The following is a 15385-nucleotide window of genomic DNA, read 5'->3' on the forward strand; positions in this document are numbered from 1 at the left end:
ACTTTAATTGCTATAAGCAGCCTTTATTTAATAGGGCTGCTTTTTCGTATACATCTTTAAAAACATTACATCGTATATGTGGATTGTAAGCTATCGATTTTACCAGCCAGCAGGCGCTCAACTTCGTTTTTGATACGCTGTCCAGAAATATCACTACCAATTTGCACTGCAAAACCTGCCGGACGACTGCCTTGGGTTTTAGAGTTAATCCAAACGACCTTACCGTTCATCGGTAAGCGTTCGCTAGAGTTTGGTAAGGTGATAGCGATAAACACCTCATTACCTAGCTGCTGCGGCTGATCAGAGGGCACAAATAGCGCGCCATTACTCACAAAGGATAAATAGCTGGCATACAATGTCTCGATACTTTCAATGTGGCAGGTTAAGATCCCGCCGCGGCCTGGCATTGCCATAGTCAGCTTCCTTTATCGAATGAGTTAAATGTATTTTATGAGCGTATTGGATATATATAAATAAAAGCAATTGTGAGTTAGCAATCCCTTATAAGACGCTACAGCACTGCCTTACAAGTATGCCAACTCTTGCATTAGCTTATCATAGGCAAATTTTTCTTGCACATTTTGTTGTAGAGCAACTTTGGTCTGCTGCAAGCTCATAGCTACGGTTTCTAGTCCGCTACCTGTAGGTTGGTAAGATGCCAATGCTGATGAGAGATTAATGTCTTTTTGTAGTTCGCTAAGTCCCAAACAAACACGGCGTATATCAAGAAGCATCAACTCAGACAACTGGATAAACTCTTTGATACTCAGCTGACTTTGCCAATAATCACTTGCTGCCACGCTACTACGCTTGCCGCTACGCAGTGCCTGCCATGTGGTCAACCACAGCGCGCGCTTGCTGTACCACGTTGCCTGCGCTAAGTCTATAGCAGCGAGCGGAGCACCATTTGCCAGCTGTATGAGCTGCTCGATGGCTGTCTGACCCACTGCCTCACGGTTGATCGTATGGCCTAGCACTTGGGTCACATAATCGATGGCAACAGCAGGCTCTATCGTCTGTAGCGCTAACTGCTGTACTCGGCTCTTGATGGTTGGAAGTAGCTGAGCGGGTGTATCACTAATCAAAAACAAATGAACCTGCGCTTGCGGCTCTTCTAAAGTTTTAAGTAAAGCATTGGCAGCAGCAACGGTCATTTGCTCAGCATGATCTAACACGCAAATACGCATTCCCTGTCCGCCTTGATATATAAAAGGCTGGAGCGCTCGAATGTCATCAACTTTAATTTTAAGAGCGCTATTGCTGTTTGCTTTGGTGTTTTTCTTGTCTTTTGTATTGCTTGATTTTTCTTTGAGAGAATCGTTGTCTGCCTCGACGGGCATACTGACTAGCGGTAAGACTTGCAAGCTTGGGTGGGTGCCCGACTTTAACCATTGACAGCTTTCACATACGCCGCAGGCTCCTGATGGATGTGTACTACGCTTGCGGCACAATAACCAAGCAGTCAATCGCCACACAAAGGCCCGTTTACCCATACCCTGCATACCAGCAGCAAGTAGTGCGTGCGGCAATGACTGCTGCATCAACACTCGCTGCGTCAGTTGCGTCCACAGCGTCTGCTGCCATGGCAACAATGGTGCAAAATAGATACTGCCTGACGCCTCCAGTGTACCTACATTCCCTGTCATATCATTCATAGTTATAGCTCTATTGGCTCTATCACGTTTTTGGGTACTTGGGATTGAGAGGCAGCATGCGACCACTGCTCTAAAAATATGTGGTTAGATTACTGTGCAATGGGGCTTTGGGTAATACCATTTTGGGTAGCAGGGTTTTGAGCAGCAGGACTCTGAAAGTCAGCTAAGCTCATCGAATTTAAACGCTCTAGATCTTCCTGTGTATCCACACCAGCAGGTAATTGGCAAGCAGCCTCGGCAATGGCGATATGCTCACCGTTTTCTAGCACACGTAGCTGCTCTAGACTTTCGAGTAACTCGAGCGGCGTCTGTAGCCAATGTACAAACTGCTGCAATAAACTGACGCGATACGCGTATAAACCCAAATGGCGATACGCATTTTTTGGTGGTTGTCTTTGACTGCTACCAGCCAGCGCAACATCACGATCACAAGGGATGGGCGCGCGACTAAAATAGAGTGCACGCTGTAGGTTGTTTGCCTGTTGACTGACGACTTTTACCACAGATGGTCGCTGAAACGTATCGTAATCATCGATAGGTTCACAGAGCGTCGCCATGACGCTAGCCTCATCCGCGACCAAAAGCGCTTGTACCTGCTCAAGCAGCAATGGCGGTACAAGTGGCTCATCCCCTTGCATATTGACAACAATGTCATGGTCAGCCCAGCCTTTGATAGCAGCTACTTCTGCCAAACGGTCCGTCCCCGAAGCATGTTCGCTACTGGTCATAACAACATCGAAACCTGCATCGGTACAAACCTTTGCAATACTCTCATCATCAGTCGCGATACACATATCATCTGCAAAGGTAGCTGCCTGTGCTTTTTCAGCCACCCACAGTATCATCGGCTTGCCATGAATGCTTAGCAATGGCTTACCAGGTAGCCGAGTGCTCTTAAAGCGAGCAGGAATTACGATATGGGTTTTAGTAGAGGGAGCGACAAGCGACATGGTTGATTCCTATAAAATTATGGTGCAGTTTGGTGTCTTAACCAGTGTCTATGATGAGACGCTTATACTAGCATCTTGATTAGCATTGACACCTAAAGCTTTTAATTGCTGATTAAGATTGTCGTAGCAGTTATCGGATAAAACGGCTGTCACAGGTAATACCCATAATCTATTGATTAGCTCTGCGTACTCATCATTCAGCACTTGATCCGTTCTATAGTCTGACAATAACGCGCTTATTTTTACCGCATCTTTACTGGTCACCACGATTGGATAATCACTATATTGCAATAACTCAGCCAAACTAAAGTCATAATGATCAGGATAAGAATGTCCTACGACATCAAAACCAAGAGATTTTAAGGTATTAAAAAAACGTTGTGGATAGCCGATGCCACTGACTGCATGTACTCGGCTATTACTAACCGGTATTGCGTTATCGGCCTGAGGCGTATCCGACTGTGGATTCCATAGCCTTTGCAATGTATCCGCTTGCAAATGCATGGTTAAGCGCTCAGCACGTCGCGCTTTCTCACCACTTTTATTATCATAAGCCGAATCTATGACAGGCTTCTCGTGATAGATGACGTCAGCCCCTTGCAGTCGTGACATCGGCTCACGCAAAAACCCAGTCGGGAGCAACTGCTCATTGCCAAACCCTCGCGCGGCATCTACCACAATCCACTCTATATCGCGCTTGAGCGCATAATGCTGCAAACCATCATCAGCGATGATCAATTGTAGATCAGGCTGAGCATCCAGCAAAGCAGCAATCGCCTGCTGACGGTTGGGACATACTGCCATAGCAACGCCTGTCGTATGAACAATCAAACAAGGCTCATCACCTACCACGCTCGGCAAACTGGTAGCACTTACCACGGCTGGCATTTGACTGGTATCACCACCATAACCACGGCTGATTACCCCTACCTTTATGCCTTGTCTTTGCAAATAATTAACTAGAGCAATGATAAGCGGCGTTTTACCACTACCCCCTACCGTAATATTACCGATGACCATGACGGGTACAGGGGCACGGTAACTCGATAGCAACCCAGATTTATAAGCATTGCGGCGAAGTATGGTAATCAGCCCATACAGCCAGCTAATAGGCAACAATAGCCAAAGCCAAATGGCGCGGCGTTGCCATGCACGGGTGATTGTCGTCTCGATGCTCATTGATAATTGCCATTTATTCTATTAACTTATTACGTAGGCGCTCACGGTCGTTCCAGTTTTTAAGACCACCAGACTTACCATGAAACAAAGTACAGATATGTGATGCTATTCAAAATCTCGAGCATACATTTGCGCATAGTGACCCTGTAGTTGCATCAGCTCGTCATGCGTTCCTAGCTCAACGATTTGACCGCCATCCATCACAGCAATACGATCAGCGGACTCGATCGTCGTCAAACGATGCGCGATTACTAGTGTCGTGCGGTCTTTCATGACATTATCGAGGGCCTGTTGAATATAGTATTCTGACTCATTATCAAGCGCACTAGTGGCCTCATCCAAAATCAAAATCGGTGCATCTTTTAATAATGCGCGAGCGATAGACAGTCGTTGACGCTGCCCACCCGACAGCTGTAGTCCTTCAGCACCGATTTCACTTTGGTAGCCGTTTGGCATCTTCATAATAAAGTCATGCGCAAAAGCCGCTTTTGCAGCCTGCTCGATCTCAGCTTGGGTTCTATCAGCCAAGCCGCCATAAGCAATATTGTTCAATACTGTCGTGTTAAATAGCACCACTTGTTGATTCACCATGGCGATTTGTGCACGCAAGCTTTCTAATTTGATGTCTTCAATGGGCATGTTATCTAGAGTAATTTGCCCTGAGGACGTCTCTAAGGTACGTGTTAGAAGATTCACTAAGGATGACTTACCCGCCCCGCTTCTTCCGACTAGTGCAACTGTCTCGCCTGCTTTTATATCTAAGGTAAAGTCGCGTAGAGCGACCGTTGAGTCTGGATATACCAAGCTAATATTATCCAAAGACATTTGACCGGATAACGCCTTACTAATAGTACCTGTGTCTTCCTCTTCTGGTTCATCAAGTAACGCAAAAATCGACTCACCAGCAGCAATACCTTTTTGCAACTTTTGATTGATATCGGTCAGTGATCGGACAGGCTTACTAAGCAGACCAGCCGCCGCAATATAAGAGATAAACTCGCCCGCTGAAATATTACTGATGACTGAAGGTCTAAGGGCAAGCCATACCACCACTGACATGGCTATCGCCATTAATAGCTGTACTGCTGGGGTATTGATACTATTGGTGACGACTACCTTCATGCCTTGGCGTAAATTCTTTTTTGAAGTCTTATCAAAACGCTCAGCTTCGTACGCTTGTCCACCGTAGTTCTTTACCACCTGATAGCCACCGATGACTTCATTGGTGATATGACTGACACTACCCATCGTTTTTTGGATACCTTTAGACAGCTTAAGGTAACGCTTAGAAGCAATACGGATAAGCCATAAAATAGGTGGTAACACCACAAACAAAATGAGCGTCAAGCGCCAGTTGCTATACAACAAAAAGCCTATCAGTGCCACAACCGTCAAACCATCACGTAGCAAGGTCTTCATTGAGTCGGTACTGGCAGCAGTGACTTGCTCTACATCAAATATCAACTTGGATGAAATCGTACCAGCAGGGTTGGCCAAATAGAATGAACTTGGTAGACGTAGTAGTTTATTAAATACCTCTACACGCAGCTCATAGACCAGATTACGTGACACCAAAGCCGAATAATAGTTACCCAAAAAGCTACCCACACCGCGTACAAAAAACAAGGCAATGATCAATAAAGGGAATAAAGCTTGTTTGCTGCGGTCATTTTGATTGATGGCATCAGTGATGTATTGTAATAGCTTGGCAATCCAAATCTCAGTTCCTGCATTGATAGCAAAACCCACAACCGTTAGGAGCAAAGCCCACCAATACGGCTTTAGATATCTCAGTAGGCGCAATAAGGTCTTACTTTTGGGCGGACTAGAAGGTACTGCTGAAGGTTTTTTAGCAGAAGGTTTTGTAGAGTCAGATGTATAAGCTTGGCTCATAAAAGCCTCAATGTAGGTGTCATGATATGGATGGGCTGTGCTTGATACACAGTTTATAGTAATGATGCGGCAAATGTTATTGCGGCAAAGTTTGACCAAGTGGGACAACGGTGCTGATATTCAGGTTCAAAAAGCCAAGTTTGCCAGCGACATCCATCACCCGTACGACAGACTGATGGGTAGCGTTGGCATCCGCTGCAATCACAAAGAGCATATCGCGATTGCTCCCTGCTTCTTGCTGCAACATGCTGATCAGTTCAGCCTCGTTGCTACTGGCGAGCGTAATACCATTGACCAGGTAACTGCCATCTTCTTGGACAGCCACTTCAATACTGTTTTGTGGTTCTGTCTGTGCCACACCTTCTGCTTCAGGAAGGATAATGTTTAAGCGACTAAAGTGGTTAAAGGAGGTAGCCAGTAGCAAAAAGACAATCAAAAATAGTAAGCAGTCAATCATCGGTGTTAGATTAATCTCAAGCGGCTCAACCGTCGGTTTTCTAAAGCGCATATGAATCTCTTCAAATTATCTAGTGCGCATGGGCATACTTTCGTATGAAAACCATCGCTATTATATAGAATCAAAACTATGACCGTTATGGTGTCGCCATGTTGACCTTGTCTGTATCTAACTGAACTCTTGCATGCTCATCCATAGCTACTGTACTATTGGCAGGCACCAACGTGTGAATATTTTCGAGCAATTGGTAGTCATATAGCTCTTGAATCATAAGCCCTGCTTGCGTCTCGAACTGCGCATTGATATCGATGATACGGCGCTGAAAATAACGATATGCCACCAGTGCTGGGATAGCAACGATCATGCCAGCAGCCGTCGTGATTAATGCTTGTGACACACCAGCAGCAAGCATAGTTGGATCTTGCATCGCACCATCAGTGATAGCTAAGAATGAAGAGATAATACCTAATACGGTACCTAATAATCCAAGCAATGGCGCAATAGCACCAATCGTACCCAGCATATTGATATTTTTTTCTAATTGATGAACTTGTACGCTGGCACGGTTTTGCATATGCATGGTCATAGACTCTAAGCCATACTGACGATAAAGCAGACCTGTTGCCAAAATATCACCAAGCGCTGTCTTTTCTTTGACATTCATCAACTGCGTACGGCCAATATCACCATTTTCACGTAAGCGAGTGATGAGCTGCTCTCGTAGTCTAGTGGGCACAATTTTGTTAAATTGTAGCGTATGGCTACGCTCAATGATGATAACCAGTGCTAATATAGAACAGACGACGATAGGTGTCATTAGCCAGCCACCTGCCTTTACTAACTCCCACATACTTACTTTCTTCCATATTCTCAAAACAGTTATGACGTAGACGGATTCATGCGTAAACAATTGCTACTAATAAATCAGTCCTACTAATTCGCGTGTTGTCCTAAGCCTGCGCTTCTATATGCTTGATCAAAGCGGCCAGTTGATCTTGATTATGGAAGAATATCTCAACACTACCCTGTCCATCTTTTTTGTGCTTGAGTTTGACTTCGGCGCCTAGCATATCAGTCAGTCTTTGGGTGAGACGTTCAGCATCACGAGATTGTGCCTGTTCGATACGATTGGCTTTGGGAGCCGGCTGCAAGATAGATTTGACCAGTTTTTCCGCTTCTCGCACCGTCATGCCGCCATCGATGATTTTTTGCGCGATGATAGGCTGCTGCTCAGAAGACAATGCCAATAGCGTACGGGCATGACCCATATCTAGCGCGCTGGTTGCCAAATGGTCTTTTACCGTATCATGTAATTGATTTAAGCGCAGTAAATTCGATACCGTCGTACGTGCCTTGCCAACGACTTCAGCAATCATGGCATGACTCATACCGAACTCAGTATGAAAGCGCTGCAATGCTGCTGCTTGCTCAATGACGGATAAGTCTTCACGCTGGATGTTCTCGATCAAGGCGAGTGCAATGGCAAGCTCGTCAGATAGCGCACGTTCAATAGCTGGAATAACCGACTTTCCTGCCATTTTTGCCGCGCGCCAGCGACGCTCACCCGCGATAATTTCGTGAGTAACAAAATCTTCACTTTTATCTTCATTGGCCAGTAAAGGACGAATCACAATAGGCTGCATCACGCCATGCTGCTCAATAGAAGACGCCAACTCTGCAAGCGCCGTTTCACTCATATCACGACGTGGCTGATATTTGCCCGCTTGTAAAAGGGTGACATCGATTTGTACGAGGCTGATTTGATCTTCTTGCGTACTTGCTTCTGTGCTGCTGTTGCGTGACTTAGCAACAGTAGACTTACTCGCAGCTCGCGGACTACGCGGTGCGCGAGTACCGTTGTCGCTATCAGCATCATTAGACGTTGTGGTCAATTTTTTGCTGGTTTTAATCGAAGTAGTATCAGCAGTCGCAGCTGCCGCGTTGGTATCGGCAGGCACTTTGGGATTCGGTGTTTCAGCTGGCGACGTGTTGTCACGTGCAGCCATATCGTCTTGCAAGGCAGAGGCGGTGATTTGCTTTTCTTTTTTGATTGATCCCAATAAGGCATCTAAGCCTCGATTGGCAGCCAACCCTCTTTTCTTCGCCATGATTACCTATCCTCTAACGCTAAAATAAAAGCCTATTGATTACTATTACGGCTTACTAAATACAATTTTCAGTGCTTTGTTGTCCAACTGATTGCTTACTGTCTTTACCAGTGACACTCGCTTATATAAACAACGCTTATATGAAAATCAACTGCTCTGCTTTATGACTTCAGCAGCCAGCTTTTGGTATGCGCGTGCGCCTTTTGACCATCTCTCATAAGCAATGACGGGCAAACCATGTGCAGGCGCTTCTGCTAGGCGAATATTTCTTGGGATATGTGTCTTGTACATGATATCGCCAAAATGTGCTTCTAATTCAGCAGACACATCACGAGCAAGCGTATTACGTGCATCAAACAGCGTTCTCACGACTCCGCGTATGTATAGCTTAGGATTTAACTCTGTTAGACGCTCAATCGTTTGGGATAAATCAGCCAACCCTTCTAATGCATAATACTCACACTGCATCGGAATAATGACGCTATCAGTTGCGACCAGAGCATTAATGGTCAATAGATTCAAACTAGGCGCACAATCTATAATCACATAATCATATGACTGCTTTTTATTAGCGACCTGATCATTAACCAAATCTGCCATGGCAGTTTTGAACAATTCATGGCTATCAGTCTTGCTCATCAATGTGATATCCATACCTGCCAAATCGCGGTTGGCACCGATAACATCGAATCCAGCAGGGCTAGTGACAATGGTTTCAGTCAGTGATACCCCATCAAGCAAAACATCGGCTATGGTAAGCGTTAGCTCATTTTTATCAACACCAGTCCCGCTGGTTGCATTACCCTGTGGGTCTAAGTCAATCAGTAGTACGTGCTTGCGCTTAGCAGCTAAACTGGCGGTCAAATTTACCGCCGTTGTGGTTTTGCCCACACCGCCCTTTTGATTCGCAATTGCTATGATTTCCATACACTCACTCAATATTATTAAAATCTATTACTTGATTTTTCTTTTACTGTATTTGATGCAGTTGGTAACGCTCATACTGGTAAATTCGTACTACGCCAGCACTCTCAATCCGCAGCCGTTTTAGATGTCAACTGCTCAATTTCCGCTTACGTAGTTTTAGTGCTTTTAAATACTATGTCATTTGAGTACAAACGTAAACTATGTTTCACAAAAAATGATAGCTGTTTCATGACTGAGAAGTGTTTGTCATTTAGATGTTTTGACAGACATCTCAATCAAATGACGGCTATCATGCAGGCGCGGTACTGATAGCTTGATAGTTTTGATGTGCCAATCACCATCGAGCGCTTGCAGCTCTTCATCACTCGGTGCTTTGCCTTTCATTGCACACAGATAGCCGCCATCTACTAATCTTGGCTGCGCTACCTCAACAAAATCTATCAAACTGGCAAATGCTCTAGAAGTCACTACGTCGTAACTGGCCTCGTGTGCTTCGATACGTGAAGCGATTGGCTGCATATTGCCCAAACCAAGCTCACTGCTGATTTGCTTGATAAAGCGAATCTTTTTCTGATTACTATCAAGTGCTGTACATTGGCGCTCAGGCTGACAGATCGCAATAATCACTGCTGGCAACCCTGCTCCTGTGCCAATATCAAGCAGTGAACCTGCTGGTAAATGCATTATAATAGACAAACAATCAATCACATGTTTGATCAGCGCTTCTTCTGGATCGGTAATGGCGGTCAGATTATACGCTTTATTCCATAACAAAAGCTGGTCTAAGTATAATAATAACGTGCGCTGCTGTTTATCACTTAGAGATAAACCGAGCTCGGCTATTGCTTGTGCTAAGATATTAGCAAGCGTTGGCAGCTGTGCCCCAAGTTTGACAAAGCCAGTCGGATCAATACGGATGTTACCCGTGTTAGCAGACGATGAAGAGGTTTTAGCGGAAGCTGACATACAACGAGTTATCCAGTTTTGACATGTGAACCGCCTATTTTATCATGTGACCCGCTCATTGAATAGTTGCAGATTGCGCCAATGTGGGACATCTTATACTATCTACGCTTGTTGTGAGGCGTTATCGTACTTTAATAGCATGACACGCCATGAGCCATTTATTGTCTTTTTATTCATTATTCTATATAAGTTATCTGCATATGATACAAAACTGCGCTCAATGACTTCGCTAACATGCGGCTACATCTTGTAAGATGTCTTTATTGAAAGTGATAGTTTTAGAGCAAATAAACCTCGTATAAAATACCATACCCCAACCGATACCTTTAAGATGATGTTTTAATATCCTATGACTGAGCAACTCCGCACCCCTATATCTCAAATATCAAAAGACGCTAACAATATGGTACTACCTACCGCTGACTCAAAAAATAATCAGCAAGACACACCTAATACGCCCAATCCTATTTTTATAGAGGTTCAGCAAAATTGCCGCATATCAGCTGAGCAACTAAAGCGCTATAGTGACCCTGATGAGCTGCCTACAGACACCCGCACGGCACCGGACTTAGATGTTGGTTTTGGTCAGCAGCGTGCACTAAAAGCATTGCATACGGCTCTAGATATCAAGGCTAGTGGCTACCATGTATTTGCTGCTGGTGAGAACGGTTTGGGCAAACGCACGGTTATTAGTCGCCTGCTTACCCGCATCGCCGCTGATGCACCAACGCCTGACGATTGGGTCTATGTGCATAATTTTACTGATCCCCGTACGCCGCTCGCACTGCGTCTGCCTGCAGGTCAAGCATTACAACTACAGCAGCACGTCAATAGCTTATGGCAACAAGCCAAAAAGCGACTGAGCCAACGGTTTCGTAGTGACCAATACCAAAGTAAAATCGAAGCGATAAAGAACAATACACATCAAAAAGAAAGTCATGCCTATGATGCGCTAAACGCTGAAGGCAAACAATATGACTTAGCTTTGACGTTTCGCTCGTTTGATAATAAAGCAGTTTTCGTTCATCCCAGTCAACTGACGACAGACAATAGCAGCGACCACTCAAAGGATTCAAAATCATCTAGCAATGATGATGACTCATCACCGATAAATAGTATCGAAAAAGCCAACATACCAAGTAACGATAAAACTAACGGTAATGAAGATCAAAACAACGCCCAAAATTCTGAGTATGGCAATAGCGAGTACGAAGCTGAATTAAATAACTTTGTACAGAAAAACCATATGCAAAAACGGCTCAGCCAACTGACCATCGCTTTAGAGCAGTTAGAAGATGAAGCCAACGATGCAATCGAGTCATTGCATCGCAGTATCGCACACCGTGCGCTACAACCTTTGTTTGCCCCTGTTTATGAGCAGTTTGCCACGCACCCGCTTGTTGTTGATTACCTCAAAACTTTGTTTGCCGATATGGTTGCTCATGTAGAGCGCATCGTCAACGGTGATGACGAAGAATTTGTGTCGGCAGTATTAACCACAACACCCAGCCGTTATGCGGTGAATGTCATTGTGAGCCATCTGCCAGACAGTGGTGCACCTGTTGTCTTTGAAGACCTGCCGACTCACCTTAATCTGTTGGGTCACGTTGAGCAAATCACTCAATTGGGTACCGTAACGACTGACGTCAGTATGATTCGCGCAGGCGCCTTGCACCGTGCCAATGGCGGCTACCTGCTCCTAGAAGCCAGCCATTTACTTGAGCACCCTTATGCATGGCAAGGTCTAAAGCGCGCGCTACAGTCTCGCAAAATTAAGCTCTCAAGTCTTGAGCAGATGCTCACCTTAACAGGTAGCTTGTCTTTATCACCTGCGCCCATTGATCTTGATATCAAAGTGATCTTATTAGGTGAAGCAGACTTGTACTATGAGCTGTTAGAGCTTGAGCCTGAGTTCGATGCGGTGTTCAAAGTTCGCGCGGACTTTCATGATGATGTAACGCGCACCAGCGAGCATGAACTGGCACTGGTAGCGAAAATGGCAGACATCATTGACTACGCCGATCTGTATCCGTTCGATAGTAGCGCGCAAGCCACCTTACTTGAGCATTTGAGCTTGCAAGCTGAAGAACAAGACCGCCTAAGCTTACATAGTGACTTGCTCATCAAACTGCTACATGAGTCTAACCGTCATGCGCGTTTGAGCGCACAAAATATGGTAACTGCTGACCATGTCATTCAAGCCATCGACAATATGGATGAGCGCTCAGGATATTTGCGTGACCTATATTGGGATGAGCTCAAAAACGGGCAACAACTGATTCAAACGCAAGGCAGTGCGGTTGGACAGGTCAATGCCCTGACTGTCGTCAGTTACGCTGATAGTGAGTTTGGCATGCCTGCGCGTCTCACTGCGGTGATTCAACCCAATATTGGTGCAGGTGAAATCCTTGATATTGAACGTGATGTAGATTTGGGTGGTAGCTTGCATGCTAAGGGCATGCTGATCATGACCAGCTATTTGCGGGCGCTGTTTAGCCAGCACCATGCCCTAAATTTTAGTGCCTCGCTCGCATTTGAACAAAGCTACGCTCATATCGATGGCGATAGCGCCACTGTCAGCGAAGGCTGCGCCCTACTATCCGCCTTAGCCGATGTCCCCATTGATCAATCATTTGCCATCACTGGTTCCATGAATCAGCTGGGTGAAGTACAGGCTGTTGGCGGCATCAACGCCAAAATCGCTGGGTTTTTTGATGCCTGCCGTGAGCAAGAACTCACAGGTGAGCAAGGCGTGGTTATTCCGATGGCCAATGTCAAACAACTGATGTTACGTGACGATATCATTGCTGCTGTAAGAGACGGCAACTTTCATATCTATGGTGTTTATACATTGAGTGAAGCCTTGACCTTGATGACAGGTCTACCCATCGACACCATGAACAAGAAAGGTCGATATCGCAAAAATACGCTATTCGGTAAAGTTCTGGATCGTCTGATGCTGTGGGATGAAAACCAAGATGGTGATGATGAGGTCGATGATAAAAAGTCAAAAAAGAAAGAGAAAAAAAAGCGTAAAGCAAAACGTCAGAAAAAAGAGGATAAAAGAAAGGAAAGAAGTCGTAAAGACGAAAATGGTGAGACTGAAGTCATTGATGATGAATCGCTTTAGTACCTACTAGCTTTAGTATCTACCACATTAGTCTTCATTATTAAATGAAGAGCGTTCGATATGGCGTTGACATGTACGAACGTCCCTAGACGCCACGATGCTTTTCTGCGATGATAAACGGCTGCTAACTGGTTAAAACCTATAAAATATTAACCTTTAAAGCATTAATCTTGAAAATATTGACCTATGACTTCATAAAGGGTATCTCTTAATGACTGTACGTCCTACCACTGCCAATGACATCCACGCTCAAGCCAACGCTACTGAGCAAGAGAATATGCTGGTGGCTACAGACAGCAACGCGCTAAAAGAGAGTAATGACAACCGTCATGGGGCGGCGACGACTGCTCGTCAATGGCAGGTGTTGTCACAGCTACAGCGCAATCGCTGGGTAGGCACCACCCATATTTACGAACAGCTCATGATGGCCGGTTTTGACATCAGCCTACGTACTGTACAGCGTGATTTGAATGCGCTGGCAAAACGATTTCCTATCGAAAAAAACAATGCCAATCCTCAAGGCTGGCGCTGGAAAGAAGATGCCCCGCTACAAAGCTTACCGCATATGAACTTATCGCAAGCCGTTGCCTTCAATATGGTTGAGGCCAATCTGACTCAGCTATTGCCACCTGTCATTTTAGATGAGCTGTTCCCTTGGTTTGACTTGGCAAGGCGACAACTCAAAAATAGCAAAGTGACACATTCCTGGATAGACCGTGTCCGTATTGAACCTGCGACTCAGCCACTCATTGCGCCACACATAGACTTAGACAGCAAAGACAACATTTATCATGCTCTATTTTATCAGTTACAAATCAATGCCTGCTATACTCGCAGCAATAAGTCAGAAGCCAGCGAGTATACGCTAAACCCTATTGCTATCATTCAGCGCGGTGTGATTATCTATCTACTGGCCACTCGTACCGATGATCCTGACGTCATCATTCGTACCTTTGCACTACACCGATTTGATAGTGTGGAGATTTTAGAAAGTACTGCGCAAACACCAGAAAACTTTCAACTTGATACGTATTTGGACGAAGGCAGTATGGGGTTTAGTCACCCGTTTTTCGGTGAACTGGCTGAGCGTGGTAAAAACACCACCATTGAGCTACAATTTACGCAGCAAGCAGGTAGAAGCCTCACCGAGAGTAAATTGAGTGACGATCAGGTTGTCATAGCAAATGATGACGGAACCTTAACGATAAAAGCGACGGTTAATCTGACCTCACAACTGGTTTGGTGGCTACGTGGTTTTGGCAATGGGTTGTTAGATGCTAAGCCTGAGTTGTTATACCAAGCGGTGTTAGACAAACCTCGAGCGACAACGAATACTGATAGTGATGTCTAAACTAAGTAATACTTAGACCACAATATGCGCTAATAACCAAGAACCAAGAACCAAGAACCAAGAATTAACCACTAAGAATTGAAAAAAGGAATGTTATGCCGACCACTGCCCCATCACCACTGCTTTCCGACAGTTTAAGAGGACTGGGCTTGGATACGGGAACCTTATTTTTTGCGCTCAATTATGAATTTACCAAGATTGAGCCAAAAGGCTTATTTAAGCGTTTTAAAAAGGACAAAAGCGCGGTCGATATCGACTTAGCGTGCGTCTTATATGATGACAACTGCATCATTAGTGACATTGTCTGGTTCAAACAATTGCGTGATAGAGCCGAATCAGTCAAGCATCAAGGAGACAGTCTAAACGGCAAGGATCGCGGTGAGCAAGCCATGTATCTTGCGCCACTTGACCAAGAGCAAATTAGATTGGAGTTAGAAGAAGTTCCAGAACATATCACCCATATTGCGCTGCTTGCCAACTCATACCATGGTCACGCGTTTTCAAGAGTTAAGAAAGGCGAGATTCATCTGAGCGATGACGAGGGCAACCGCTGTTTTGAAGTCAACCTAAAACAGCTGCCACGTGACTGTAAAACACTTTGGGTTGCTCATTTGCGTCGTTCTGTCGATGACTGGCATCTGACGCTACAAAACCTACCACTAGATGCAGAAAATCTATCAAGTGCAGCACAGCAAGTGGCCCATGAGTTGGCACGTGCGATGCCTATTCCTCAGGGTGTATAGTCCTAGATATATATTATCAACAAATA

General features: G+C 45.1%; 13 protein-coding genes. 3 read left to right on the forward strand and 10 right to left on the reverse strand.

Going from position 1 to position 15385, the window contains the following annotated elements:
• Positions 1-65 precede the first annotated feature (65 nt).
• From ACTXGL_RS00985 to rsmG, 10 genes are all read right to left on the reverse strand, one after another.
• Entirely contained in the window at positions 66-413 is a 348-nt protein-coding gene (locus tag ACTXGL_RS00985; RefSeq protein ID WP_443524236.1) for a PilZ domain-containing protein, read from the reverse strand.
• Between the two features lie 111 nt (positions 414-524).
• Positions 525-1655 (reverse strand): DNA polymerase III subunit delta', encoded by a 1131-nt coding sequence (locus ACTXGL_RS00990; RefSeq protein WP_443524238.1) that lies wholly within the window; start codon positions 1653-1655, stop codon positions 525-527.
• A gap of 89 nt (positions 1656-1744) precedes the next feature.
• Positions 1745-2605, reverse strand: a complete 861-nt coding sequence (gene kdsB, locus ACTXGL_RS00995) for a 3-deoxy-manno-octulosonate cytidylyltransferase (protein ID WP_443524239.1) — start codon at positions 2603-2605, stop codon at positions 1745-1747.
• Between the two features lie 48 nt (positions 2606-2653).
• Positions 2654-3784, reverse strand: coding sequence for a tetraacyldisaccharide 4'-kinase (gene lpxK, locus ACTXGL_RS01000; RefSeq protein ID WP_443524241.1), 1131 nt, complete (start codon positions 3782-3784; stop codon positions 2654-2656).
• 105 nt (positions 3785-3889) lie between these two features.
• Positions 3890-5677 carry a lipid A export permease/ATP-binding protein MsbA gene (gene msbA / locus ACTXGL_RS01005; protein WP_443524243.1) on the reverse strand — a complete coding sequence of 596 codons (1788 nt, stop codon included), beginning with the start codon at positions 5675-5677 and terminating at the stop codon, positions 3890-3892.
• Between the two features lie 76 nt (positions 5678-5753).
• Positions 5754-6185 (reverse strand): ExbD/TolR family protein, encoded by a 432-nt coding sequence (locus ACTXGL_RS01010; protein WP_443524244.1) that lies wholly within the window; start codon positions 6183-6185, stop codon positions 5754-5756.
• Between the two features lie 85 nt (positions 6186-6270).
• Positions 6271-6984, reverse strand: coding sequence for a MotA/TolQ/ExbB proton channel family protein (locus ACTXGL_RS01015; protein WP_443524245.1), 714 nt, complete (start codon positions 6982-6984; stop codon positions 6271-6273).
• A gap of 100 nt (positions 6985-7084) precedes the next feature.
• Positions 7085-8242 carry a ParB/RepB/Spo0J family partition protein gene (locus ACTXGL_RS01020; protein WP_443524246.1) on the reverse strand — a complete coding sequence of 386 codons (1158 nt, stop codon included), beginning with the start codon at positions 8240-8242 and terminating at the stop codon, positions 7085-7087.
• 147 nt (positions 8243-8389) lie between these two features.
• Positions 8390-9169 (reverse strand): ParA family protein, encoded by a 780-nt coding sequence (locus tag ACTXGL_RS01025; RefSeq protein ID WP_319050236.1) that lies wholly within the window; start codon positions 9167-9169, stop codon positions 8390-8392.
• A gap of 246 nt (positions 9170-9415) precedes the next feature.
• On the reverse strand, positions 9416-10135 hold the full coding sequence (rsmG, locus tag ACTXGL_RS01030) for a 16S rRNA (guanine(527)-N(7))-methyltransferase RsmG (RefSeq protein ID WP_443524248.1): 720 nt from the start codon (positions 10133-10135) through the stop codon (positions 9416-9418).
• 349 nt (positions 10136-10484) lie between these two features.
• Here rsmG and ACTXGL_RS01035 point away from each other — a divergent pair, with 349 nt between their 5' ends.
• From ACTXGL_RS01035 to ACTXGL_RS01045, 3 genes are all read left to right on the forward strand, one after another.
• On the forward strand, positions 10485-13265 hold the full coding sequence (locus ACTXGL_RS01035) for an AAA family ATPase (RefSeq protein WP_443524249.1): 2781 nt from the start codon (positions 10485-10487) through the stop codon (positions 13263-13265).
• Positions 13266-13476: 211 nt separating this feature from the next.
• A complete protein-coding gene (locus ACTXGL_RS01040; protein ID WP_443524250.1) occupies positions 13477-14616 on the forward strand; it encodes a helix-turn-helix transcriptional regulator in 1140 nt (379 codons plus the stop codon).
• A 95-nt stretch (positions 14617-14711) separates the two neighbouring features.
• Positions 14712-15359, forward strand: a complete 648-nt coding sequence (locus ACTXGL_RS01045) for a TerD family protein (RefSeq protein WP_443524252.1) — start codon at positions 14712-14714, stop codon at positions 15357-15359.
• Positions 15360-15385: the final 26 nt, after the last annotated feature.

This window comes from Psychrobacter sp. T6-6 (genome assembly GCF_052258185.1).
Taxonomy (GTDB): Bacteria; Pseudomonadota; Gammaproteobacteria; order Pseudomonadales; family Moraxellaceae; genus Psychrobacter.

Excerpts from the sequence above, each read along its gene's own strand:
- ACTXGL_RS00985 (WP_443524236.1), bottom strand. The coding sequence starts at position 413 with ATGGCAATGCCAGGCCGCGGCGGGATCTTAACCTGCCACATTGAAAGT.
- ACTXGL_RS00990 (WP_443524238.1), bottom strand. The coding sequence starts at position 1,655 with ATGAATGATATGACAGGGAATGTAGGTACACTGGAGGCGTCAGGCAGT.
- kdsB (WP_443524239.1), bottom strand. The coding sequence starts at position 2,605 with ATGTCGCTTGTCGCTCCCTCTACTAAAACCCATATCGTAATTCCTGCT.
- lpxK (WP_443524241.1), bottom strand. The coding sequence starts at position 3,784 with ATGAGCATCGAGACGACAATCACCCGTGCATGGCAACGCCGCGCCATT.
- msbA (WP_443524243.1), bottom strand. The coding sequence starts at position 5,677 with ATGAGCCAAGCTTATACATCTGACTCTACAAAACCTTCTGCTAAAAAA.
- ACTXGL_RS01010 (WP_443524244.1), bottom strand. The coding sequence starts at position 6,185 with ATGCGCTTTAGAAAACCGACGGTTGAGCCGCTTGAGATTAATCTAACA.
- ACTXGL_RS01015 (WP_443524245.1), bottom strand. The coding sequence starts at position 6,984 with ATGTGGGAGTTAGTAAAGGCAGGTGGCTGGCTAATGACACCTATCGTC.
- ACTXGL_RS01020 (WP_443524246.1), bottom strand. The coding sequence starts at position 8,242 with ATGGCGAAGAAAAGAGGGTTGGCTGCCAATCGAGGCTTAGATGCCTTA.
- ACTXGL_RS01025 (WP_319050236.1), bottom strand. The coding sequence starts at position 9,169 with ATGGAAATCATAGCAATTGCGAATCAAAAGGGCGGTGTGGGCAAAACC.
- rsmG (WP_443524248.1), bottom strand. The coding sequence starts at position 10,135 with ATGTCAGCTTCCGCTAAAACCTCTTCATCGTCTGCTAACACGGGTAAC.
- ACTXGL_RS01035 (WP_443524249.1), top strand. The coding sequence starts at position 10,485 with ATGACTGAGCAACTCCGCACCCCTATATCTCAAATATCAAAAGACGCT.
- ACTXGL_RS01040 (WP_443524250.1), top strand. The coding sequence starts at position 13,477 with ATGACTGTACGTCCTACCACTGCCAATGACATCCACGCTCAAGCCAAC.
- ACTXGL_RS01045 (WP_443524252.1), top strand. The coding sequence starts at position 14,712 with ATGCCGACCACTGCCCCATCACCACTGCTTTCCGACAGTTTAAGAGGA.